At 58.3% G+C, this 23,162-nt stretch carries 18 protein-coding genes; 9 read left to right on the top strand and 9 right to left on the bottom strand.

The window, feature by feature from the left end; all coding sequences use genetic code 11:
- Nucleotides 1-213 precede the first annotated feature (213 nt).
- Nucleotides 214-1,320 carry a mandelate racemase/muconate lactonizing enzyme family protein gene (locus ACWGTO_RS19285; protein WP_454576391.1) on the top strand — a complete coding sequence of 369 codons (1,107 nt, stop codon included), beginning with the start codon at nucleotides 214-216 and terminating at the stop codon, nucleotides 1,318-1,320.
- A gap of 170 nt (nucleotides 1,321-1,490) precedes the next feature.
- Nucleotides 1,491-2,456, top strand: a complete 966-nt coding sequence (locus ACWGTO_RS19280; protein WP_454576390.1) for a LysR substrate-binding domain-containing protein — start codon at nucleotides 1,491-1,493, stop codon at nucleotides 2,454-2,456.
- Nucleotides 2,457-2,467: 11 nt separating this feature from the next.
- Here ACWGTO_RS19280 and ACWGTO_RS19275 read toward each other — a convergent pair whose 3' ends face one another.
- The 5 genes from ACWGTO_RS19275 to ACWGTO_RS19255 all read right to left on the bottom strand — a co-directional run bounded on the left by ACWGTO_RS19275 (nucleotide 2,468) and on the right by ACWGTO_RS19255 (nucleotide 8,441).
- Nucleotides 2,468-3,298 (bottom strand): aldo/keto reductase, encoded by an 831-nt coding sequence (locus tag ACWGTO_RS19275; protein ID WP_454576389.1) that lies wholly within the window; start codon nucleotides 3,296-3,298, stop codon nucleotides 2,468-2,470.
- Nucleotides 3,299-3,436: 138 nt separating this feature from the next.
- The gene (locus ACWGTO_RS19270) at nucleotides 3,437-4,966 is read right to left on the bottom strand and encodes an FGGY-family carbohydrate kinase (protein WP_454576388.1); all 1,530 of its coding nucleotides are present in this window, start codon (nucleotides 4,964-4,966) and stop codon (nucleotides 3,437-3,439) included.
- Nucleotides 4,967-5,009: 43 nt separating this feature from the next.
- Nucleotides 5,010-5,336, bottom strand: coding sequence for a cupin domain-containing protein (locus ACWGTO_RS19265; RefSeq protein ID WP_192246511.1), 327 nt, complete (start codon nucleotides 5,334-5,336; stop codon nucleotides 5,010-5,012).
- A gap of 28 nt (nucleotides 5,337-5,364) precedes the next feature.
- A complete protein-coding gene (locus tag ACWGTO_RS19260) occupies nucleotides 5,365-6,039 on the bottom strand; it encodes a hypothetical protein (protein ID WP_454576387.1) in 675 nt (224 codons plus the stop codon).
- Nucleotides 6,040-6,431: 392 nt separating this feature from the next.
- Entirely contained in the window at nucleotides 6,432-8,441 is a 2,010-nt protein-coding gene (locus tag ACWGTO_RS19255; RefSeq protein WP_454576386.1) for a sigma-54-dependent Fis family transcriptional regulator, read from the bottom strand.
- 364 nt (nucleotides 8,442-8,805) lie between these two features.
- Between ACWGTO_RS19255 and ACWGTO_RS19250 the strand changes: the two genes are divergently transcribed.
- The 7 genes from ACWGTO_RS19250 to ACWGTO_RS19220 all read left to right on the top strand — a co-directional run bounded on the left by ACWGTO_RS19250 (nucleotide 8,806) and on the right by ACWGTO_RS19220 (nucleotide 17,371).
- Nucleotides 8,806-9,690 (top strand): dihydrodipicolinate synthase family protein, encoded by an 885-nt coding sequence (locus ACWGTO_RS19250; protein WP_454576385.1) that lies wholly within the window; start codon nucleotides 8,806-8,808, stop codon nucleotides 9,688-9,690.
- 64 nt (nucleotides 9,691-9,754) lie between these two features.
- Complete coding sequence (locus tag ACWGTO_RS19245) at nucleotides 9,755-11,083, top strand: NAD(P)/FAD-dependent oxidoreductase (protein ID WP_454576384.1); 1,329 nt, start codon at nucleotides 9,755-9,757, stop codon at nucleotides 11,081-11,083.
- Between the two features lie 187 nt (nucleotides 11,084-11,270).
- On the top strand, nucleotides 11,271-12,122 hold the full coding sequence (locus tag ACWGTO_RS19240) for a glycine betaine ABC transporter substrate-binding protein (RefSeq protein ID WP_454576383.1): 852 nt from the start codon (nucleotides 11,271-11,273) through the stop codon (nucleotides 12,120-12,122).
- 88 nt (nucleotides 12,123-12,210) lie between these two features.
- Nucleotides 12,211-13,272, top strand: coding sequence for a quaternary amine ABC transporter ATP-binding protein (locus tag ACWGTO_RS19235; protein WP_454576493.1), 1,062 nt, complete (start codon nucleotides 12,211-12,213; stop codon nucleotides 13,270-13,272).
- A 31-nt stretch (nucleotides 13,273-13,303) separates the two neighbouring features.
- Complete coding sequence (locus ACWGTO_RS19230) at nucleotides 13,304-14,152, top strand: ABC transporter permease (protein WP_454576382.1); 849 nt, start codon at nucleotides 13,304-13,306, stop codon at nucleotides 14,150-14,152.
- Entirely contained in the window at nucleotides 14,145-14,987 is an 843-nt protein-coding gene (locus ACWGTO_RS19225; protein WP_454576381.1) for an ABC transporter permease, read from the top strand. The genes ACWGTO_RS19230 and ACWGTO_RS19225 overlap by 8 nt, the downstream gene beginning before the upstream one ends.
- A 140-nt stretch (nucleotides 14,988-15,127) precedes the next feature.
- Complete coding sequence (locus tag ACWGTO_RS19220; protein ID WP_454576380.1) at nucleotides 15,128-17,371, top strand: FAD-dependent oxidoreductase; 2,244 nt, start codon at nucleotides 15,128-15,130, stop codon at nucleotides 17,369-17,371.
- 257 nt (nucleotides 17,372-17,628) lie between these two features.
- On the opposite strand, the gene ACWGTO_RS19215 is transcribed toward ACWGTO_RS19220, so the two are convergent.
- The 4 genes from ACWGTO_RS19215 to ACWGTO_RS19200 form a co-directional block, all read right to left on the bottom strand.
- Nucleotides 17,629-19,251, bottom strand: coding sequence for an ABC transporter ATP-binding protein (locus tag ACWGTO_RS19215; RefSeq protein ID WP_454576379.1), 1,623 nt, complete (start codon nucleotides 19,249-19,251; stop codon nucleotides 17,629-17,631).
- Between the two features lie 3 nt (nucleotides 19,252-19,254).
- Nucleotides 19,255-20,316, bottom strand: coding sequence for an ABC transporter permease (locus tag ACWGTO_RS19210; RefSeq protein WP_454576378.1), 1,062 nt, complete (start codon nucleotides 20,314-20,316; stop codon nucleotides 19,255-19,257).
- Between the two features lie 11 nt (nucleotides 20,317-20,327).
- Nucleotides 20,328-21,284, bottom strand: a complete 957-nt coding sequence (locus ACWGTO_RS19205) for an ABC transporter permease (RefSeq protein ID WP_454576377.1) — start codon at nucleotides 21,282-21,284, stop codon at nucleotides 20,328-20,330.
- Between the two features lie 126 nt (nucleotides 21,285-21,410).
- Nucleotides 21,411-23,018 (bottom strand): ABC transporter substrate-binding protein, encoded by a 1,608-nt coding sequence (locus tag ACWGTO_RS19200; protein ID WP_454576376.1) that lies wholly within the window; start codon nucleotides 23,016-23,018, stop codon nucleotides 21,411-21,413.
- Between the last annotated feature and the right edge of the window lie 144 nt (nucleotides 23,019-23,162).

Raw genomic sequence — 23,162 nt, 5'->3', positions numbered from 1 at the left:
GGAGGCGACGTTGCGCGAGCGTAAGATTTTTTCCATCTTTGATGCAAATGGGGTGGCACTGGCATGATTTTTTCACATGCTGAGGCACAATGACTCTCGTCCGCCCTTACGTACTATCCACGCCTGCTCCCTGGATAGACGCATCCCACTCCGGCGCGCGACGCGTCCCCGCGCCGGAGCAAGACACTGGAACAACGGGCAGGAACTCTTGCAATGAAAATCACGGCGATAAAGCTCTACGCAGTCTCCCTTCCAGTTGTCGGCGGCGAATACAGGATGGCATCGACGACGACCCGGGTGCTTGACTCGACCATAGTGGAGTTGACGACGGACACCGGTATGAAGGGCTATGGGGAGGTTTGTCCCGCGGGATCTGTCTATCAGCCACAACACGCGCTAGGGGCCCGCGCCGCCCTCCACGAGTTTTGTCCTTCCCTGATCGGGCTGAATCCGCTTCATACCGAGACTATCGCCCGCGCCATGGACGCCGCTCTGAATGGGGCACGCTACGCGAAGGCGGCAGTCGATATCGCGCTCTGGGATATTGCCGGGAAAGCCTACAATGCCCGCGTTTGCGATCTCTTGGGCGGTGCGGTCAAGGGGAAGGTCCCGTCCTACTATTCGACGACAGTCATGCCGCCAGAGCAGACGGCATCGCTGGTGGCGGAGAAGCAACGAGAGGGCTATACCCGAATCCAGACCAAGGTAGGTGGCAGGTCGCTGGACGAGGACATCGCCACAATTCGCAAAGTCGGCGAGGTGATCAACACCGGGGTTGGATGGGCAGTCGATGTGAACCGTGGATGGTCGACGCGGGACGCCATCACGGCTTCACGCCTAACGGAGCATCTTGCCTATGTTCTCGAGCAGCCTTGCAACACTTATGAGGAGGTTGTCAGCTTGCGAAATCAAGTCAGGCATCCCTTGTATCTCGATGAGTCCGCCGAACATCTTGGCGTGATTTTGAACGCCGCGGTCAACAAGACCGTAGATGGCTTCGGTCTGAAAGTTACCAGGCTCGGTGGATTGAGCAGCATGCGGACAGTGCGCGACGTCTGCCATTTCGCGCGTCTGCCTTTCAGTTGCGACGATGCGTGGGGGGGCGATATCATCGCAGCCGCCTGCGTCCACCTTGCTGCGACCGTGACACCTTCTCTGTGCGAAGGCGCCTGGATTGCTGCGCCATATATTGATGGCCATTACGACGAGAACGGCGGCATCACGATCAAGAACGGCTGGATCGACGTGCCTGCTGGCCCGGGACTGGGCGTCGTCCCAAATCCTGATGCCTGGGGAAAGCCCATTCAAGAGTACGGCTAAGTAAGTGGTGGCCAGCATGACCGGCGCCGAGACCACAAGCGAGGCGCTGAATGACCGGCGGCTCCGCTCGTGCCGCTTGCACCTGAGAAACTCTGTCCAAGGCCGCGTGCTTTTGCTATTCAGAAAGACACTGGTTCCGCCTCGGCTACAGGCGTCCGAGGTCAGCTCCGATGTCGTTTAAGAAAAGTGTTCCGTCTCTCACATCCCTGGTCGCTCTGGATGCCGCCAGCCGGCATAAGAGTTTCACTCTGGCCGCTCGCGAGCTGGGTGTCACCCAGACCGCCGTCAGTCGTCAGATCATGGCTTTGGAGAGCTATCTCGGGACGCAGCTTTTCATTCGACGTCACCGGTCCATCGAGCCGACGGCGGAGTGCGCGCGGCTCGCCGCCGCCCTCAATCGACACTTCGCGGGAATAGCGGACAGCGTCGCGGAATATCGCGCCGCCTCAACGAATGGCACCATCACGATCGGGGTAACCACGGCCCTGTCGCAGCTTTGGCTACTGCCGAGGCTCGTTCGGTTCCGGAACGACTATCCCAACGCACGAATTCGTGTGCAGTCTTCTGACGAAAGGATCAACCTCGAAGCGGGAGACATCGACGTTGCGATCCGCTATGGGGTCGCCCCTTTCAGGGACGGTGACGTTGTCGAGTCACGCGGCGACATACTGTTTCCCGTTTGCTCACCCGACTACGTCCAAAGACTTGGTCCGACTGCGGCCCGCTTTTGGGAGGGCCACTACGAGCTTATCAACGAAGATATGAAGGAGCCGTCCTGGTACACGTGGCAGGACTGGTTCTCCGAGCTCGGCATCCAGAACAGCGTGTTTGCCCCCGCATTAAGCTTCAACCACTACACAGCCGTGCTGTACGCGGCCCGCACCGGGCAGGGGATCGCCTTGGGCTGGAGCCTGCTGGTCAAGACATTCCTCGACGATGGAACTCTCGTTCGACTTGGCGATGCAAGCATCAGCGCGGCGGGGAGGTTCCACATAGTCGTCGCGCGACGCGCCCGGCGGAATCTGGTCTTGGACCACTTTGTGAACTGGTTGATCCAGGAGTTGAGGGCAGACTTCGACGATGCCGGGGTAGACCGGGACGCCGCCGTGGCTCCGCCGAACGCAGAACTGCTCTAATGGTCGGGATCTCAGAACAGAAACGACGCTATGGCAGGATCTTGCCCGGTGCGGCCGTCGGCGGAATCCATGCCGCGGATCGTCTCGATGTCGCCTTCGTCCAGTTCGAAATCGAAGACGTCGAAATTCCCCGCCATGCGCTCCTGATGGTTCGACTTCGGGATGACGATGAGCCCTTTCTGCAAATGCCAGCGGATGATCACCTGCGCGACGGACTTGCCGTGCTTTTTCGCAATCGCCGCAAGCGTCGGGTCGCCGATCAGCCGGCCGCTGCCTAGCGGGCTCCAGCTTTCGATATGGATGTTATGCTTCTTGTGGAACTCGCACTTGTCGCGCTGTTGGAAGCGCGGATGCAACTCGATCTGGTTGACGACAGGCGTGACGCCGGTCTCGCCGATGATCCGCTCCAGATGGTCCTGGTTGAAGTTCGACACGCCGATCGACTTGATGCGGCCGGCCTTCTGCAGTTCGACCAGCGTCTTCCAGGCCTCGACATATTTGTTCTGGCTGGGCACCGGCCAATGGATGAGAAAGAGGTCGATCTGGTCGATACCGAGCTTGTCCATCGTGTCGTCGAAGGCGCGAAGCGCTGCGTCACGCTGATGCGCGCCGTTGCGCAGCTTGGAGGTGATGAACAGCTCGCCGCGCGGCACGCCGGCGGCGCGGATCGCCTCGCCGACGCCCTCCTCGTTGCGGTAGCCCTCGGCGGTGTCGATCAGCCGGTAGCCGGCCTCGATGCCCCAGCCGACCACCTTGGCGGTGATGTCGGGATCGACCTGCCACACGCCCAGCCCGATCTGCGGAATGGTCGAGCCGTCGTTCAAGGTGAGCTGTTGAGACATTGGGGTATCCTTCTTTACGGTGGGTTACCCGTCCAGCCTGAGTTTTCGGCAATCCATGCCGATGACAGTACGCCGGCGGGCCAGCCCATTGGCCTCGGTCGAGGAGGTTGGCCGCCATCCGGTAATGGCGGCCGCCCGTCAGCGAGACCGGGCAGCTCGGTTGAACGAGGGCGCGAACTCCGTCATCAACGATTTGTATTCTACCAACATATCGTCATAGAGCGGCTTGAGCGCACGGTCCGGGTCGAATTCCGAGTCATATTCCGCGAAGGCGGTTGCCGTCTCTTGCACGGACCGCCACAAACCAGCGGCCACCCCCGCCAATATCGCGGCTCCCAGGCAGGCCGCGATGTCGGTTGTCTTCATCGTACGGAGGGGTAGACCCGACGCGTTAGACTTGATCTGGCACCAGGTCCGACTTTTCGCGCCGCCGCTCAGCGACCTGACCTCAGCAACGTCGACGCCAAGAGCCCGCGTCCCTTCGATCATTCTCAGCAGCACCATGGTGACGCCTTCCATGATCGCGCGCGCAAAATGGGCCCGGGAGTGCGCCAGCGTCACGTTGAGGAACACGCCTTTAGCCTTGGCATTGGTGTCCGGTGGGCCCGATCCCTGCAGATGTGGCAGGGCGAGGAGCCCTTCGGCACCCGGAGCAACGCTTGCCACCGCCTGGTCGATAAGCGAGTAGGCGTTGACCCCTCCGGCCTGTTCCTTCTCCAGCTCCGCGACCCAGAACGTGTCTCGGAACCATCGGATGGCCATCCCGCCGGTAGAGAAGGCATGCAGCATGTACATTCCCGGAATACCGCTCGCGAAACACGGCATTTCTCCAGCAGGATCGATCAACGGATGATCAGTCATCGCCACCGAAGCGAGCGCGGCGCCGGTGCTTTCCGAGAAGATTCCGGGCCGCACGTTTCCAACGCCAATGGCGCCACAAGCCTGGTCGAGGGCGCCAAGGCAGATCAGCGTGTCGGGAGAAAGCCCGAACTCGGCCGCCGCCGCCGCACTTGGCTTGCCTATGGCGGTGCCCGGCGGCAGGATGTCCGGAAGCTGGGATTGCTTCACCCCAAGGGTGTCGAGCATCTCCGGCCAGTACCGACGCGTATTGATATCCCAATACATGGTCGAGCAGAGCAGAGAGTCCTCCGAGACATATTTGCCCGTCAGGAGGAAGGTGAAATAGTCTTCGATGAGCAGGAACTTCGCGGTCCGCGCGAACACGTCGGGCTCGTTCTTCTTCACCCACAATATCTTGGACGCCGGCCAGATAGCATTCATGCCCACCTGGCCGGTTGTCTTGTGGACGACCTCGCGGCCGAGTTGCGCTTCTATCCAGCTTGCTTCGTCGTTCGCGCGGGTGTCCATCCAGACGATGGCCGGTCGCAACGGCGCGCCGTCTTCGTCGACAAGAAAAAGCGTTTCACCCTGGGCCGAAATGCCCAGGGAAACGATATCGTCCTTCGATACATGCGCGGTCGCGATGGCGCTGGAGACGGCCGATTTGAACGCGTCGACATACGATCGCGCGTCGAGCTCCACAGCGCCGGAAAACGGTGTGAGCAAGTTATACTCGCACGTATGACTTCCACGGTCGGAACCACGCTCGTCAAAAACCGCGGCTTTGATGGCGGTGGTGCCGATGTCGACTCCCAGAACAAACTTCACGTTCTACTCCTCCTACTCCCAGTGCCAGCCCAATCGAGCCTGACTATTCGCTTGGCGCCAGGCTCCAGGTCACAAGCGCCACGTCCAAACCGATATTCGTCAGTTGATGCGGCTCGGAAGGAGGTACAAGAACGGCATCGCCCTCATGCATTTCATAGTAGGTTTCACTCACGCGCAGCAGCACGGTGCCACGGGCGCAGAAGAAGACTTCGTGAGAGTTCGGGTGCCCGTGATCCACGGCGCCTGTCTGGCCCGGGTTGAGTTGAGATGAACCAAAAGTCAGCTTTTCAGTCTTGTAATAAAGCCGGCATACCTCCGGCCCTTCCATAAAGATTTTCGTGTCCGAGGGCCTTTTGATTGCGCTGTCCATTGCATTCTCCTGTGCGTGGGGATTGGATTTAAAGGGAGTCCATCAGATCGACGACCTTCTCGAGGTTCCGACGGAAGTCGCCTTCGGGCACGAAGAATTTGTCGAATAGAGCGCTGCCCATCGTGAAGGCGAATGGGTTTATCTCATTCACGATCGCAAGCCGTTCGGCGCTGGAGATACTCCCCGCCATGATGACGTCCGTCGTGGCGGCGGCCACAACCTTCTTGGCTAGGTCGACGGGATCCCCATCGGCGTAACGATAAGCGACAAGATCCAGGCCATGCACGCCCGAGGCTTCAAGGCGCTTGCACTCGTCCAGGATCTCCCTTGTGGTGCCCCTCAAAAGCACCGGGCTGCCGTCGACGTCTCCGACGAACGGAAAGTATTTTACAGGGGTACCCTTCAGAAGCGCCGTGACCGAAGGATAAAACCGGGTGCCTGTCAGATAATCGAAGCCGCACTCGATCGCGAGCTTCGCGTTCTCCAGACAAGACTCTTCGGTGTAGGTGACGACTTCGAGAAACGTGACCTTGCCATTGGCCTTCATTGTCTCGACGAGCGTGCGGGTGTCGTTCTTTGAAATTCCCACATTCTTGAAGCCCCAGAACCTGACCGGCAGGTCCTTGCAGGAATCAAAAACCTCGTCTGCATCGTCAACGGTGATGTCGTTCTGCGTCAGCATCACGATAAGCTGGGATTCCATCGGCATTCTCCGGACTATCTTTTTGGGTCAAACATTCCGAACGGACATTATATGCTCAGGACTCAAGGGCCGCCTGCGCGGTGAGGCTCTGCGAGACTATCTCGTCGATTTCCGATGCAAGCCGTGTGCCAACTGCGTACCCGACGCTTTGGCCGGTATCGCCAAGGGTAACGCCCAGCGGCTCGATCTGGAGAGACACCCGAACGTCGCAATCTGACGCGATGTATCTCGGAAAATTGCGGGGGTTGCCCGACAACTGAATATGATAACGTGTCACAAAGACGCGTTTATGAGTGTGTTTCCGACGTTTCGTCGCAATTAGGAACGAAATGTCGATGCAACCGTCTCTTCAAAGAGCCTTTTCCGAAGGGCGTAGCCGTTCGGCAGAGACATCAAGGTCTCGCTTTTTTTCGCCTGCGAGCGCGGAAGGATTTCACGTCGATCCCATACTCCCGAACCTTGCGATACAGGGTGCTGCGTGAAATGTCGTGCTTTATCGCCAGGGTGGTGAGATTGCCGTGGCAACTTTCCAAAGCGGAGACCAGCCACTTGCGAAAGTTCTCATCGAGCGTTTCGCACTCGCTGGCCAACTGCTCCTTTGGCTCGCTGTCGATACCACCCCTGACCGAGTGCGGAAGGTGTCTGCGGGTGAGAACCTCCTCATCACACAAGATCAGCGCCGTTTCGCACGCGTGTTCAAGCTCGCGAACATTGCCCTGCCAGTGCTGCTGCAGCATCGGGTCAAGCCAGCTGGACGAAATCGTGACCTCCCGACCTTGCGCCTTCGACAGCGTGCGGATGAAGTATTTGATCAGGAACTCGGTGTCGCCGGTCCGCTCACGCAGCGGCGGCACGTTGATTTCAACACTATTAAGTCTGTATAGAAGGTCTTCCCTGAACATGCGCATATTTGCAAGTTCATGAAGGTTCACATTATTGGCTGAAATAACATTTACATTGACCGGGATTGGAACATTCCCGCCTATTCGCGTGATTTCATTCTGCTGAAGCGCCCGCAAGAGCTTACCCTGGGCCTCCATAGGCAGACTACCAATCTCGTCGAGAAACAGGGTGCCGTTCTGCGCGAGTTCGAACTTTCCGACGGCCCCGTTTTTGCTGGCGCCCGTGAAAGAGCCGGACACATAGCCGAAGAGTTCGGCCTCTATCAGATCACGCGGTATCGACGCGCACGAAATGGCGACAAATGGCTGAGCGTGTCGCGGGCCGGCGTTATGAATGCCTTGAGCGAAGAGTTCCTTCCCGGTTCCGCTCTCGCCCGTTATGAGGACGCGGTTCGCCTTTTTGGCGATTTTCTTCGCCAACTGCACGCAGTTTTTCAACTGAGAAGACTCCCCCTGGATGTCTTCGAGGCGATAGTATGCGCGGTTCCCGCCGACCTGCGTTATGCCCTGAACGATTTGCTTTTCCGATGCGAGGAACAGTGTCATGCCGACAGTTTCACGATTGGCATCTTGCAGTGGGAGCGCCCGGCAAAGCCACTTTCCTGTGTTTCGGCTCTTGAGTGTCACTGACACGCTGTTCTTCTTATTCGCGTCGACCTGGTACGATATATCCTTCAGGCTCGGTTCGTCGAAAAAGTCGGCGATATTCTTTCCGACGAGACTCGCCGATTGAGAGTCCAAGAGGTCTTCTGCGGCTCGATTGACGTATGTAATGGCTCTTTCGTTGTTTAAAGCTATCAAAGCATCTGGTAAGGTTTCACAAATAGAATATACCATTGATCGCAAGTAGTTTCCGGATTCATATAAATGTTTTCTATGAATCTGGGAACTTATATTATTGGCAGCTGCAGAAACCATCGATAAGGTTTTCGGATTTGAATTATTCAGAGACGACGCGATAGATACACAGGCAATTACGTCGCCAAAATAGTTAAATACAGGAGCAGCGTAGCATAGCGAGTTATGAAATACCTCCAGGAAATGCTCGCTACCACATAGCGATATTGGTTTTTTCTCCTGCAGCGCCAAGGTGGTTGCGCGAGCACTGAAATATCTACTTTCGCAGTATACGCCGGGGCGATTGTAATAGTTTTCCTGCACACTCAGGCTGTCGAGGTCGCCCGCCACTGACAGGATCACGCCCTCCCGTGACGTGAGCATTGCGATGAACTGAGCGCCACTGGTCGAGAAAAGCACCATCTCCAGGACCGGCTCGGCGATCTCAATGAGTTCCGAATACCTCTCTCTCAACGTCTCGAATTCGTCGTCCGGCATAGTGCGAGCGTCAAGCACCTGGCGCGGGTTTATCTGGTGGTCGCGGCAGTTGGTCCAGGAGCGGTAGACGTAGTCGGGGAGCGACTGGCGATGAATGGGTTTGCCGTCTATGAACTGTTCCCACATCTGGCGAGTGTGGACCGTACGAAGGTCGCCCAAGATCATCGTTCTTTCTCCCGTGTTCCGCTCGTCCTCAACGCCCGTACCGTGGCGCCACAACTGCGGCTACGCCGGCTTTCGTGTCATAAAGACACGTTGTTGAACGTCACGCAAGGGAACGCGTCAAATTTGTACGTTCCGTCGCAGCGAGCGAGGGCGCCCTTCTCAATATCGTCGCATAAAACGTCGTTTTTTGCGACGTTTGTCGCCCTGCGGCCAAGTGGAGGCAAGGGGCGAGCTATCGTTTTCACGTTCCGCGGCCAGCGATTGCTTGCAAAAGGCCTGGTTTTCTTAACTGGCACGGAACCTGCATTTTAGGGGGTACCGGCATTGGTCAGCCGATCATGGCTGAGTGGAAAGGGATGAGAAGATGAGCGAGCTTCGTGGCGTTTTCACCGTTGTTGCAACTCCGTTCAAGGAGGATGGCAGCATCGACTATGGAGCGTTCGGAGACAATCTCGACCACTACACCGAGAAGGGTGGCTATGGCGTATGCGTTGCAGGCACGCTCGGCGAGTACAGCGCGATGTCAATCGAAGAGCGCAAGGCCGTCTTCGAATTCGCTGCCAAGCGGCTGGACGGACGCTGCCCGCTGATGGCGGGGACCATCGCCACCACGACGTCGAAAGTCATCGAACTGACGAAGCATGTCGGCGACAACGGCGGAGCAGGCGTCCTGCTGCTGTCGCACCCTGGTCTCGGTCTCAACGCCGAGGAGCTCTATACGTATTACACCGACGTGGCGAACAGCACCGACGTCAAGATCATGCTGTACAACAACCCGGGTAGCAATGGCATCGACATGCCTTTTGACCTGGTCAGCAAGCTCAGCAAACATCCCAACATCGTTGCGATCAAAGAGTCTTCGAACGACGTGAAACGCATTTCGAGGATTGTAGACGAGCTCAATGGCCATCTGACGCCGGTCTGCGGCTACGAAGACATGTACTACGAGGCGTTCAGCGCCGGCGCTCGCGGCTGGGTCTGCCTCGGGGGCAATATCGCACCGCGGATGGTTCGGGACTTGTTGGAACTGGTTGAAAGCGGCCAGAGCGAAAAGGCACGCGAGCTGTCGAAAAACTACCGTCCCCTGGCACGGTATTTCGAGAACACGTCGAAGTTCATCCAGGCCACCAAGTACGCGATGGACAAGGTTGGCCTCAAGGGTGGCTTCTGCCGCCGTCCCCGGCTGCCACTCTCGCAGGCCGAGAAGTCCCAGATCGACGAGATCCTGGAAAAGACGAAGCTCTACTGATGGGCAACCGCGCCCCGACCACTGCTGCTCCAGGCCTTTGTCGCTAGGAGCTAGGAAGCCGACCATGAAAGAGGTTAGCCGTTTTCCCGCGCCTGTTGGTGATCTGGGCTGGTTCAGCACAGCCACCAACAAGGATCACCGCTTTGCGGATTCGAGTGTGATGGAAGCCGACTATGATTTCATCGTGGTCGGCGCCGGCTTTGCCGGCGTGAACGCTGCGTCTCGCTTGGCCGAGAACAGGCCCGGGGAGAAGATCGCGCTGTTTGAGGCGCTGCAAGTCGGGATGGGGGACAGCGGGCGAAACGCGGGTTTCATGATCGATGTCCCTCATGTGACCTTCGGCGATCCCAAAGTCGACCTCTCGCATCACAGATGGCGTTTCAGGTTGAACATGATCGTGATCAACCGGATGCGAGAACTCAAGAACAGGCACAATCTCCAGTTCGATTGGCGTGAGTCCGGCAAGTTCCTCGCTGCCCGCGAAAAGCGCTTCCTTCCCGCTCTGGACAATCTGGAGCGATTTCTCGACGCGATCGACTCCGAGAGCAAGGTTTTCGAGCGGTCGGAGCTGGGTGCAAAGCTCGGTACCGAGTACTACATCCGGGCTCTTTTTACCCCCGGGACCGTGCTCATCAACCCGGCGGAAGTTGTGCGTGGGTTGGCGTCCGTCTTGCCGCAGAACGTCCACGTATTTGAGAAGACCCCTGTGTTGCAGGTACTGGATGGGCCCACCCCGAGCGTGCGCCTTGTGAACGGCAGGACCATCCGCGCGGGCAAGATCATCCTGACGGTGAGCGCGTTCGCGAACCATTTCGGCATCCCCCAGTCAGGCCGTCTATACGGCATCAACAGCTTTGGCGCCTTCACGCGCGCGTTAGACGATGAGGAACTGACAAAACTCGGAAACGTCGAGCCATGGGGATGCACCGCGGCTCACCCGGCCGGCACCACCGTGAGATATACCGCGTCCAGGCGAATATTCGTTCGCAACGGCTTATCGTTCTCGACCCACCAATGCACTTCACCGGAGCGGGTCCATAGTGCCCGCAAGAAGTTGCGCAAGGCCTTTGTTTCGCGGTTCCCGAGGTTAGAACACGTGAACTTCGAATACGTGTATGGCGGCATGATCCCGCTGACCTTCAACACGCAGTCGCTATTTGGCGAAGTCGGCCGAAATGTCTTCGCCGGCACCGTTGGCGATGGTCTTGGCCTGACGCGCAGCAGCATGCTCGGTCTGTATCTCGCCGACATGGTCTGCGGGATCGACAGCGAGGAACTTCGATATCTCGCCAAGACCAATGCGCCGAGTTGGTGCCCTCCTGAGCCATTTCTGACGATGGGAGCGAACCTGCGGCTCGCCTGGGACGAGTTCCAAGCGGGTGGAGAGATCTGACGCCCGTTCGGGGGCGTCGCACAATTGGGAATTCGGTTGGCAAGCGGAAGCTTGTCCAATTTGGCGCAGCTGATGAGAGCCGGCCGCGTCGGGGAGCCTTCTAAGGCGAAGAGTAAGAGGAGGAGTGAAGCTAGAACAATTCGCAAGAAGTTCAATCGATGGAAACGACTTACAAAGGGAGCATGATATGAAAATCCTCGTTAGAATATTCACAGCAATCGCCTTGATGATGTTCGCCTTGGCACCTGTTAAGGCCGACGAAAAAGTCCTGAAGGTGGGCAGCCTTGCCTGGGAAGACCAGATGGCTGTCTCGCTTGTAACCTCGAAATTCCTTGAGAAAGAGGGATTCAAGGTTGAATTCGTCAAATTTTCCGAGTGGGGCATTGCATATGCCGCGCTTCAGAAAGGTGACGTCGACATCCTTCTTTCCAACGTCGACTACATCGCCTCGGATTACTGGGCCAAGTTCCACAAAAAGCTCGAAAAGGTGTCGATCGTCTCGTTTGGCGTCGTCCAGGGATTGGTGGTGCCGTCCTATGTTCCCGTCGATTCAGTCGATCAGCTGAACACGATCGCCGACAAGGTCGGAGGCAAGATCATCGGTATCGAGCCCGGTTCGGGCCTGATGCGCGAAGCTCACAATGCGCTCAAGGACTATGATCTGAAGTACCAGATCATTGACGGCAGCACCGCGGCGATGGTTGCCCAGCTCAAGTCGTCGCTGGAGCGCAAGGAGCCTATCGTCACCATGCTCTGGACGCCTTCGTGGATGGCCAAGGTGTTCGACGTGAAGTTCCTGAAGGATCCCAAGGGTTCGTTCGCGCCTCCGCAGGCCTACTACTGGATCGCCAAGAAGGGCTTCTCGGAAAAGAACCCCCACGCTCGCGAAAGCCTCGCCTCGGTTTACCTGCCTCTCCAGGACAACGTCGACATCAACTCGGCGATGAACGACGGCAAGACCATCGAGCAGGCGGTCGACGATTGGTGGCAGAAGCACCAGGCGACCGTCGAGAAGTGGTCGGTTATGTCGTCTGAATAGCCTTCAACCAGTTGGCACCCGGCCCCAGGCCGGGTGCCGCACTTAGCTTTGCCGCATTCAGCTATGCCAGGGAGGTACCATGGACAAGATCAAGCAAGCTAACATTGCCGCTCGCCCTAAGGTGGTCGAGTGCCGTTCTGTTTGGAAGTTCTTCGGTGCGAAGAGCTCGGCCGCGGTCGACGCCGCGAAACGGGGGACGCACGACAAAGAGCAGATCCTGAAGGATTTTGGCGTCGTCGTCGCCGTGGCCGATGCCTCGTTCGAGGTGCTTGAGGGCGAGACGTTCTGCATCATGGGCCTCTCGGGCAGCGGAAAGTCCACGCTCATTCGCCATTTCAACCGTCTCATCGAACCAAGCGTCGGCGAGGTGATCGTGCGCGGTGAGGACGTCTGCAAGATGGCCCAGAGCGATCTGAGGGCAATGCGTGCCAAGCACATCGGGATGGTGTTCCAGCATGTCGCGCTCCTTCCCTATCGCACTGTGCTTCAGAACGTTTCCCTTCCGTTGGAAATTCAACAGCTGTCCAAAAGCCAGCGGATGGAGACCTGCCAGACCGCCCTCGAGACGGTCGGCCTCAAGAACTGGGCGGAGCGCTATCCGAGGGAACTCTCGGGCGGCATGCAGCAGCGCGTGGGAATAGCGCGCGCCCTGGCTGCAAACCCCGAGATACTGCTCATGGACGAGCCGTTCAGCGCGCTGGACCCGCTCATTCGCAAGCAGTTGCAGATCGAGTTCAAGCAATTGTCCACCAAGCTCAACAAGACGTCCGTCTTCATCACTCACGACCTTGAAGAAGCCATCAGGATTGGCGATCGCATCGCCATCATGAAGGAAGGACGAATCGTACAGATCGGAACCCCCGAGGAAATTGTGCTGAAGCCGGCCGACGACTATGTCGCCGACTTCGTCGAGGGGATTTCCAGACTGCACCTTGTGAAGGCGCATTCGATCATGACGAAGCCGGGTGCGGTCCACGGCGACAAATCCTCGATGCCCACCGCCCATGTCGACGACGATCTTCAGACCTTGATCGACAGTTCGTTGAAGCACGGCGCCGACCGCATCGCGATCAGCGATCAAAACAGCATGGTTGGCATTGTCACCCGCGAGAATCTTCTCAAAGCCGTGCGGGGCATCGATGTCAACTGAACGAGCGCAGTGAGTCTAGAGGGAGGGCAATATGATGCCGGACATAACAGACTCCTTTGATACGGTCGTGAACGACGGCCTGATGTGGATCAACGACAACGCCACGACGTTCTTTGATTCATTTCGTGCGGTTCTGGACTTCGTGTTCAACCTGATCGACGGACTCTTTGGGTTGACGCCTTACTGGGCGTTCATCCTGATTGTTCTCGTGGTCGGTTGGTTTGCAGTGGGACGCGTTTTCGCCGTCGCCGCGGCAGCGGGCCTGTGGCTCTGCCAGGCGATGGGGTTGTGGTCCGAGACCATGAGTACCTTAACGCTCGTCGTGAGCTCAACGCTGATAGCGCTTCTGATCGCGATCCCAAGCGGTATCCTCGTAGGTCTGGCGGCGGGCTTGACGAAGGCGAGCGACGTGGTGCTCGACTTCATTCAAACGATGCCGGCCTACATCTACCTGCTTCCAGGGATTGCGCTGCTCGGCTATGGACCGGCAACCGCGATGTGCGCGACGACCTTGGTCGCCATACCCCCCGCGATGCGACTGACGGCACATGGCATTCGAATGACGCCCACGCAGTTTCGAGAGCTGGGCACGGCCGTCGGAATGAAACCGCTGCAGGCGCTGTTCAAGATCCGGATTCCGTTTGCGTTCCCCGCGATCCTGGCCGGCGTCAACCAAAGCCTCATGCTCGGCTTCGGCATGGTGGTTATCGCCGGCATCGTCGGTTCCGGCGGTCTCGGCCAGACCGTCTACGACGCTGTGCGAACCCTGCAGATCGACAAGTCGATCAACGCCGGCATAGCCATTGTCGTTCTCAGCATCGTTTTGGACAGATTTTCCCAGCGGCTTGGCTTGCTTGGATCGGGAGGTTCAAATGGATAACGCTCTGATTTCCCCAGGATCGGTCGTAGCGCCTGCATTGACGTGGCTGAACCTGAACTATCATGAAGCCTTCGCCGCGATCACGACATTCTTCGACTTCTTGGTGACCAACATAATCGCGGTGCTGTCCCTCGGTCCGGCGCCGGTAGTGGCGGGCATCCTGGCGGTCATCGCGTGGTTTATCGCAGGGTGGCGCCACGGTCTGCTCACGCTGGGCGGGCTCTTCCTGTGCATGTTGCTTGGGATGTGGGACGCGACAATTCAGACGGTCGCTCTGGTCATGGTGGCCGTTCTGTTCTCTGTCTTGTTTGGTATTCCGCTTGGAATTCTCGTGTCGCGCAGCTCGCGCCTCGAGAGCGCGATACGACCGGTGCTCGACATCATGCAAACCATGCCCCCCTGGGTCTATCTTGTCCCGGCGGTCATTCTCTTCGGGCTGGGTACCGTGCCGGCACTGATCTCGACCATCGTCTATGGCATTGCCCCGATGGTGCGACTGACGGTCTTGGCGATGGCGCAGATACCGAAGGAGCGCATCGAACTCGGCAACGCGATGGGCGCGAACAAGATGGATGTCCTGAAGAAGATCGAATTGCCGTCCGCCCTGCCAACGCTTCTCGTTGGCGTAAACCAATGCATTCTCCTGTCACTCGCCATGATGGTGCTGGCAGGGCTTGTAGGAGCTGGCGGACTTGGTTCCGAGGTGACACGCGGTCTTACCCGGCTCGATTTTGGAGTGGGCCTGCGCGCCAGCCTTGCGATCGTTGCCTTGGCCATCATCATGGATCGGGTGTTTCGCGGTGCTATCCCCAAGGTCTATCTCGCCACGAACTAAGTGGCGAGTGAGGGCCGCAACTCCGCTTCGAGGACTGGTAGAGTTGGGATGACACTCTAAGGTTTGTAAGTGATCCAGGTCGCCGCGGCGATAGTCGCGGCGACCTGTTCGGCCAAATGGTGTTGAAAGGGAGTAGCGGAATGGCGCAGTCGGGTGTGGGCTCGGTATTGGCGCTGTGGCGCTATCCAGTCAGTTCACTCGCCGGCGAAAACCTGCCTCGTGCGCACTTTACCGAACGGGGGCTCTCAGGCGACAGACAATTCGCAATCTTCGACACCGAAACCCAGGAGGCCGTAAACCCGGCCAAGAAGGCTTGGGGCGTTGTGCCGCGGCTCCTGTCCAGGCAGGACCATGAGAGCGGGCGAGTCCTGGTATCCTTGGACGGAAAAGACTGGCGTCATCACGATGATCCGCAACTCAGGGAACGCCTTTCCGCTTTCCTGGGCCGACCTGTCAGCATTCAGCCGTACGGCGCCAAACTCAAGGACAGGATCGCGCAACATCGATACCCGCTGAGCCCAATCCATTTGTTGAGCAGACAGGCGCTCGATGCCCTGAAGAGGATACTCCCGGGAAGCATCATCGATGAGCGGCGGTTTCGACCCAACGTGGTTGTCGACCTGCAGTCCGAAGGCGGCAAGCCCCCGGAATTGAATTTGCTCGGTCAGGAATTCAGCATCGGCAACCTACGGCTTCGTGGCACGCAGCCATGCGGCCGCTGCAGCTTCACCACGTTGGAGCAATTCGGCGTTCCGGAGGATCGCTCGGTTTTGCGGACCTTGATAACGCAGTACGGCAAGAATTTCGGGATCTACTGCGAGGTTCTCAATGACGGCTGGCTTGAGCTCGGCGACGAAGTTGTCGCTGATCTTCATTCCGCCCCGTCCTCAATTGTGATCGTCGGCGCAGGGCAGGCGGGCGGTTCCACCGCAAAGGTCCTCAGGGAGTGCGGGTATGAGGGGTCGATCGAGTTGTTTGGCGATGAACCACACCCGCCATATGAACGGCCTCCATTGTCAAAGAACTTCGCAGTGGACCGCGACCAGCCCGCCCTGACATCTGTGCTCACCTCTGCCGAAGCCGAGGCGATGAACGTCAATGTGCATCTTCGCGAAACCGTAGTGCACATAGACCGGTCAAAGCGGATCGTGGAAACCGCCAGCGGCAGGGAATACCCCTATGACCGCCTGGTGCTGGCCACGGGGGGCACTGCGCGCCGCCTGGCAAAGCTGGACCGTGGGTATGGGCGCATTCATTATATTCGCACGGCGGACGACGCCGAAAGGCTGAGGCGAGCGTTCAAGAATGCGTCGAGCATGTTCGTGCTTGGAAGCGGCTGGCTCGGCCTGGAAGTGGCCGCGGCGGTTCGCAAGAACTCAATCGACGTTACCTTGTTTGGAAGAGACGCCCGCCTCTGCGCCAAGGCACTGCCTGAAGTTGCCGCCGACTATCTCGAACGTGTCCATGTCGAAAATGGCGTACGCTTCGTGCTTGGAAAGGAGCCTCGGTTCACCGAGCATGCTGACCATGTCGAGGTCGTCTACGACGGCAAGGTCGAAAAGGCTGATCTCCTCGTGGTCGCGATCGGGATAGTCGCCAATGATCATCTGGCGAGGCGCGCCGGTCTTGATTGCAAGGACGGCATCCTTACCGATACCAACGGGGCAACCAGCGACCCTGAGATATTCGCCGTTGGCGATGTCTCGCGCCAGCGTAGCTCAGCCAGGCTCGACGGCATGCGTCTGGAGAGTTGGCAGAACGCAACAGAGCAGGCCGGCCGCGCCGCTCACGCCATGCTGGGAACGGACGGCCCCTCCTTGCCGCTCCCGCGCTTCTGGTCGGATCAGTACGATATCACGATCCACATTGCGGGAATGCCCGATCCTTCGGCAATTCCTCAATCTACCGACGACGGACCTTACCCATTCTGGCAATTCGAGAATTTCGCAATCGGGGTCAATCGGCCTCGGGAGGTTCACCAGTTTGCGATCTCGCAAGAGCAGGCGCCCGTAGGCAAGCTCAACGGCAATGTCGGCCTTGCCGAAAAACCCGCGGCCCAGGGAACACGGCGCCATTTGCCGGACATGCGTCCGCTGGGGCAGGGGCAGTTGCAAAGAATCCACGTCGAGCCGATCGGCGAGATCGTCGTGGCCCGGGTCGGTGACGAGTATTTCGGCCTGCAAGATAGATGCCCCCACGCGGAAGCGTCACTGTCGGAAGGTTTCCTCGAGGGGCGACGACTTGTATGCCCGCTTCACTTTGCCGAGTTCGATCTTGCCACGGGCACACCGTACAACGCACCAAAGGGATGCTCCAAGGCCCGATCGTTCCTGATAGAGTCCGAGGCAGATCAGTTCTTCATCTGGGTCCCGGATGCCGGCTAAAGCGCATCGCGCTGAAACGGATTCAGGCGACGCGATTCAAGTTTTTGTTTTGATGCATGTCGTTGCCCCAGAACCGCGCACACTTCTGGGCGACATGCATTAGTGGTCAAAGTCTGACGCTCGGCACCTGCTCGCGATCAACCCACTGCGGGCAGGGCGGGCGGTCGCCCGTGCGCAAAAACCCGATTGAGTGGTCACGCCACCGGGGAGGATCCGAGCCCTCCGAAGTCGCCAATGCCGAGCAGCTTCAGCGACAGCTAACCGGCCCTCGCTTTTGCGAGCAGGTTGGTGAGCCAGTCGAGCTCCATCTGGGGGACCGATGAAAGCAGAAGCTCGGTGTAAGGGTGATGTGGCGGCTGGAATATTTCGTCCTTGGGGCCTTTCTCGGTGACACGCCCCGCCTGCATGACAACAACTTCGTCAGCGATGCTTTTAACGGTCGCCAGGTCATGCGTGATGAACATGTAGGCAAGGCCCAATTCTCGCTGCAGGCGATCGAGAAGCCGCAGAATTCCTTCCGCCACGAGTTGGTCGAGCGCGCTTGTAACTTCGTCACAGATTATGAATGTCGGCTCGGCAGCCAACGCCCGCGCGATGCCGACACGCTGCTTTTGGCCTCCTGAAAGCTCCGATGGCATTCGGTTGTAATATTTCGAGGGATCCAACTCTATCAGATCCAGCAGTTCCTCGACGCGTGTCCTCAGGGCACTCCCCGACAACCCGACGCAGAACGCGGCCGGCCGACCGATGAGTTCACTCACCGGCAGCTTGGGATTAAGAGCGGTATCGGCCATCTGATAGATCATCTGGATCCGCCGCAGGTCGTCACGTCCTCGCAGCTTGTAAGACGGAGGAAGAATGTTGCCGTTATAGCGGATGGACCCGCCTGTCGGCTGCAAAAGACCCGTGATGCATCGACCTACCGTGGATTTGCCGGAGCCGGACTCGCCCACTACCGCCACCGTCATCCCGGGGTAAATATCGAATGAAACATCTTCAAGGACGGCTTTCGTGCCATAGGCTGCAGAAACGCCTTGAACGGATATCAACGGGTGGACGTTCTCGGGGCGCTGCTTTTGCGGGCACTCAAAGCTTCGCACTGCCCACAATGCCCTTGTGTAATCCGCCTTCGGGGCTTTCAGCATATCTTTCGTTGGCGCTTCCTCGACTTCGTTGCCCTTGAGAAGCACCTTCACCGTGTCGGCCATCTGGCTCACGATGGCGAGGTCGTGGGTGATGTATATCGCAGCGGTATGGAAGTTCTTGACGATGTTGCGGATGGCCGCCAGGACCTCCACCTGAGTGGTCACGTCGAGGGCGGTCGTGGGTTCGTCGAAAATGATCAGGTCGGGACGGCAGGCCATGGCCATCGCCGTCATCGCTCGTTGCAGCTGCCCACCCGAGACCTGATGTGGATATCGGAAGCCTATCTCGCGCGGATTGGGCAACCGAAGACGTTCATACAACTCCATGGCGTCTTCCATGGCTGCAGCGCGCTTCTGGACGCCAAAGTGCAACGCCGTCTCGATATGCTGTTCGATGATCTTGTGGGCTGGGTTGAAGGATGCGGCCGCCGACTGGGCGACATAGGCGATGCGTTTGCCGCGCAAGTGACGAAGTTTCGCCTCTGGCGCGTTCCTCAGTTCTTCGCCTGCAAATCTTATGGAGCCGCCCGAGATACGACAGCCGTCTCGCGCATACCCCATCGCGGCCAGGCCGATTGTCGATTTCCCGGCGCCCGATTCACCAATCAGCCCGAGGACCTCGCCACGGTGGAGGGTAAGGTCGACGCCGTGGACGATTTCGGTCCACTTATCGTCGACGCGTCCTTCTATCTTGAGATCGCGGATTTCCAGCAGCACATTTGTTCGATCGACCATCGGTCAGTCCTTAAGTCCGGAGGATCGATGGAGCATCCAGTCGATGACGAAGTTCACTGCAACCGTGAGGAGCGCGATCGCACCAGCCGGAATCAATGGGGTGTAATCGCCGAAGGAAATCAGGGTGGCGTTCTCTCTCACCATTGAGCCCCAATCAGCAGTGGGTGGCTGCACCCCCAACCCCAAGAACGATAGTCCAGCGATCAAAAGGAACACAAAGCAGAACTCGAGGCCGAATTCGGCGATCAGGGGAGCCAGGGCGTTCGGCAGAATCTCTCGCCTGATCAAATACCAGGTGCCTTCACCGCGCAGCTTGGCAGCTTCAATATAGTCCATGACCACAACGTTGCCCGCCACCGCGCGGGTAAGCCGGTAGACGCGCGGTGAATAAATGACAGCGACGACCACGACGATCACCGACAAATCGGTGCCGAATATGGAAAGCATCAGGAGCGAAAAAATAAGCGAAGGAACCGACATTATGGTGTCCGCGATCCGACTCAATATCTGGTCGGGCCATCCACCATATGTCGCAGCCAGAAGCCCGGTGAGGGAGCCAGCGCTAAAGGCCAGGATCGTTGCGATGAGAGCCAATCCGACACTGGTTCGAGCACCAAAGATGATGCGGCTCAGAATATCGCGCCCCAACTGATCGGCGCCAAGCAGCATCTGAGCGTCAGGAGGGGCAAATGATGCGGAAACGATATCAGCCTCGCCGAACGGAGCGACGATTGGAGCGAAGATGGCGCATGCCGCGAAAACAAGAATGATGATAATCCCGAATATTGCGGTAACCGGTGCCTTGCCGAAAGCTTGCGACAATTGCCATGGCAGCACCAGAACCAGAAGCCGGCGAAAAAGATAAGACACCAACGCCAAGGCAAGCAAAATCGCTGCGCAGACGGTGATGACCTGAAGCGGCGTGGCCCCGAAGACAGCCCATACGAGCAACGAAGCCGCCGCGACAAAGCCAAACAAAGAGAGATCCCGCCAGCGCTTGGCAAAGGCCGCCCAGGCACAGACTCCGGCCAGCGCCAGTAAATATCCAATCGATAGTAAACCCATCCCCATCACCACTATTTTTGGAACCGCAGCCGCGGGTTCGTGAGGATGGCACCGACATCGGCTGCCAGGTTCAGGCCGATGAAGGTGGCGGCGAATATCAAACAGCACGCCTGGACGACGGGAAAATCGCGCTTGGCGACAGCGTCAACCAGAAGCTGCCCGATGCCAGGATAGACAAAGACGACCTCAACAAGCACCACGCCTGTAATGAGGTAAGCCAGGTTGAGTGCCACCACGCTTATGATCGGCGCCCAGGCGTTGGGGAGGGCATGATGGACGATAACCTTCCAGGCTGGCATTCCCTTGATCTTTGCCATTTCGATGTAGGGCAAGGCGAGCAGGTTTATGATCGCCGCCCTGGTCATGCGCATCATGTGAGCGATGACGACCAGAACCAGGGTAAGCGCCGGCAGGAAGCCGCGGTCCAGGTACTCTCCAAAGGACATGCCTGGAGTGAGGTTGGAAAGTGCCGGAAAGGCGCGGATCTTTATCGAAAGGAAGAAAATGAGGATGTAGCCGAGGAAGAACTCCGGCGACGAAATAGACGTCAGCGTCAAGACATTGGCAATCCGGTCAAACATCGTATTGCGCAGCAGCGCAACGACGATCCCAAGCGAGATTGCCACCGGCACAGCGATCACTGCGGCATAGGCCGCCAGGGACAATGTATTTATCAACCTTGGCCCGATCGCCTCGCTCACCGGCGTTCCCGAGGCAAGCGACGTGCCGAAATCACCGTGCAGGGCGCCCCCCAGCCACAGGAAATATCGCACCAAGGCAGGCGTGTTCAAACCAAGCTGCTCACGCAATGCCGCCAAGGTCTCGGGCGTAGCGGTCTGGCCCAAAATGGCCTGCGCGATATCGCCCGGCAGCAACTCGACCGCAAAGAAAATGAGAAGGGAAACGAAAAGCAACGTCAAAGCCCCGAAGACCAGTCGTTTCAAAATGAGTTGCGTAAGGTCGTTCATCGCAATCCTCTTGCGCTGAATTTCGTCAGAAGACGGACTAGGTCGAGGCATCGTTGAAGGCGTTCAGGGCGATAGCGGTTCAAGGGACGCCGCGTTTGCCGCGCCGACCCTTGAACGACCTTTCGGTTATGCCATCCACCAGCGGCTCGAAGCGCGGCCGCCGTCCATCTCCCAACTGGCGCCGATCTTTTCTCCGCGCTGGAGATTGCTTCGACGCGCATAGACGAAGTTGTAGAACATCGGCAGGATCGTGCCGCCGTCGTCGCGCGCGATCATCGCCATTTCATGATACTGCTCTGCGCGCAACTTCTCGTTCAGCTCGGATTTGGCCTGTGCAAGCAGGGCATTGAAACGCTCATTCTGCCACCGGCTTTCATTCCATGGCGCACCTGCTCCATAGGCCGTTGTGAACATCATGTCTGGCGTGGGGCGCGCGCCCCAGTTGCACATGACGAACGGCTTCTTCAGCCAGACATTGGCATAGTATCCGTCGTTCGGTTCCCGCACGACCTTGATGTTGATCCCCGCGCGCTTGGCGTTCTCGGCGAAGAGCACCGCGGCGTCAACGGCACCCGTCCCGATCGAGTCACATGTGCTGAGGCTTACCGTCAGCCCCTCGGCGCCTGCCTTCTTGAGCAGGGACTTTGCCTGGTCCGGATCATACTCGCGTTGCGGGATATCGCTCGGCCAATAGGGCTGGACCGGCGAAATATGGAAGTCGTTGCCAATGGTTGCGGTGCCGAAGGCAATCTTTTCGACCAGCTCCTTGCGATTGATGGCCAGTTTCAGGGCGTTGCGGACGTCACGGTTTTTGAATGGATCGGTATCGCAATGCATCGGATAGGTTACGGTCTGACCGGACGGCACGTTTTCGATGATGATATTCTGGTCACGCTTGAGCATGCCCATGGCCTTGGCTTCGATCACGGACACAGCGTCGACGTCGCCCGTGACGATGGCGGTCTGGCGTGCGTTCGGATCGTTGATCGATATTTGCTCAACGCCGTCGAAATAGGCGCCGGTTCCATGCCATCCTTCATGGCGGACCAGGCTCTGGCGCACGCCCCACTCGTTTTCCTTCAGGTGGTAAGGACCCGACCCGTCGCCCGATTGCCAATTGAGAGAGCCGTCCGAGTTGGCCGGACAAATCGCGATGTGATAGTCGGTCATGATCCAAGGCATGTCGGCGTTGCCGCTCGACAGTTTGAAGACGACAGTGTGGTCACCATCCTTGGTGACCTCCTTGATCGAGGACAAGACGGCCTTGGCGCCGGAGGTCGACTTCTCGCCGATGTGATGGTTGATCGACGCAATAACGTCGTCCGCTGTAACCGGCTTGCCGCTATGGAATGAAGCCTTGGGATGCAGCTTGAAGGTCCACTCCGTGGCATCCTTGTTGGCCTCCCAGGAAATGGCGAGATCGGGGCCGAGAGTGCCGTCGGCATTCACCTGGGTGAGATAGCTGCGATAGGTCGGACCCAGGAAGATTGTCTGGCGCGAGTTCCACGTCGCGGGGTCGTGGGAGTCGCCCGTGTTGGAATCATGGGTGGCGTATTTGAGCGTGCCGCCCTTTTTCGGCTCGGCCGCTGCCGCTTTCGTCCATAGGCCGGAGGCCGTCGTGACGGCGAGACCGGCGGCGATGCTGTAGTGCATGAAATCGCGGCGCGTCAGCCGACCCTTGCGGGCCTCCTCGGCCAAACGATCGATGTGGCTGTTATTCGAATGGTCACCCATTGTTGTTCTCCTCTTTATGGGGTTTTACTCTAGAGACCACAGTCAATTCTCTTGAATTGCCATGGTATTTCTTCATTCCAGTCGATATATATGCGTATATTTGTCACGGCTGAAATGAGCGCTTTTTTCATTTCGAGCTTTCCA

The sequence above is a fragment of the Mesorhizobium sp. PL10 genome, assembly GCF_053714315.1.
This window is presented reverse-complemented; position numbering and strand designations above follow the sequence as displayed.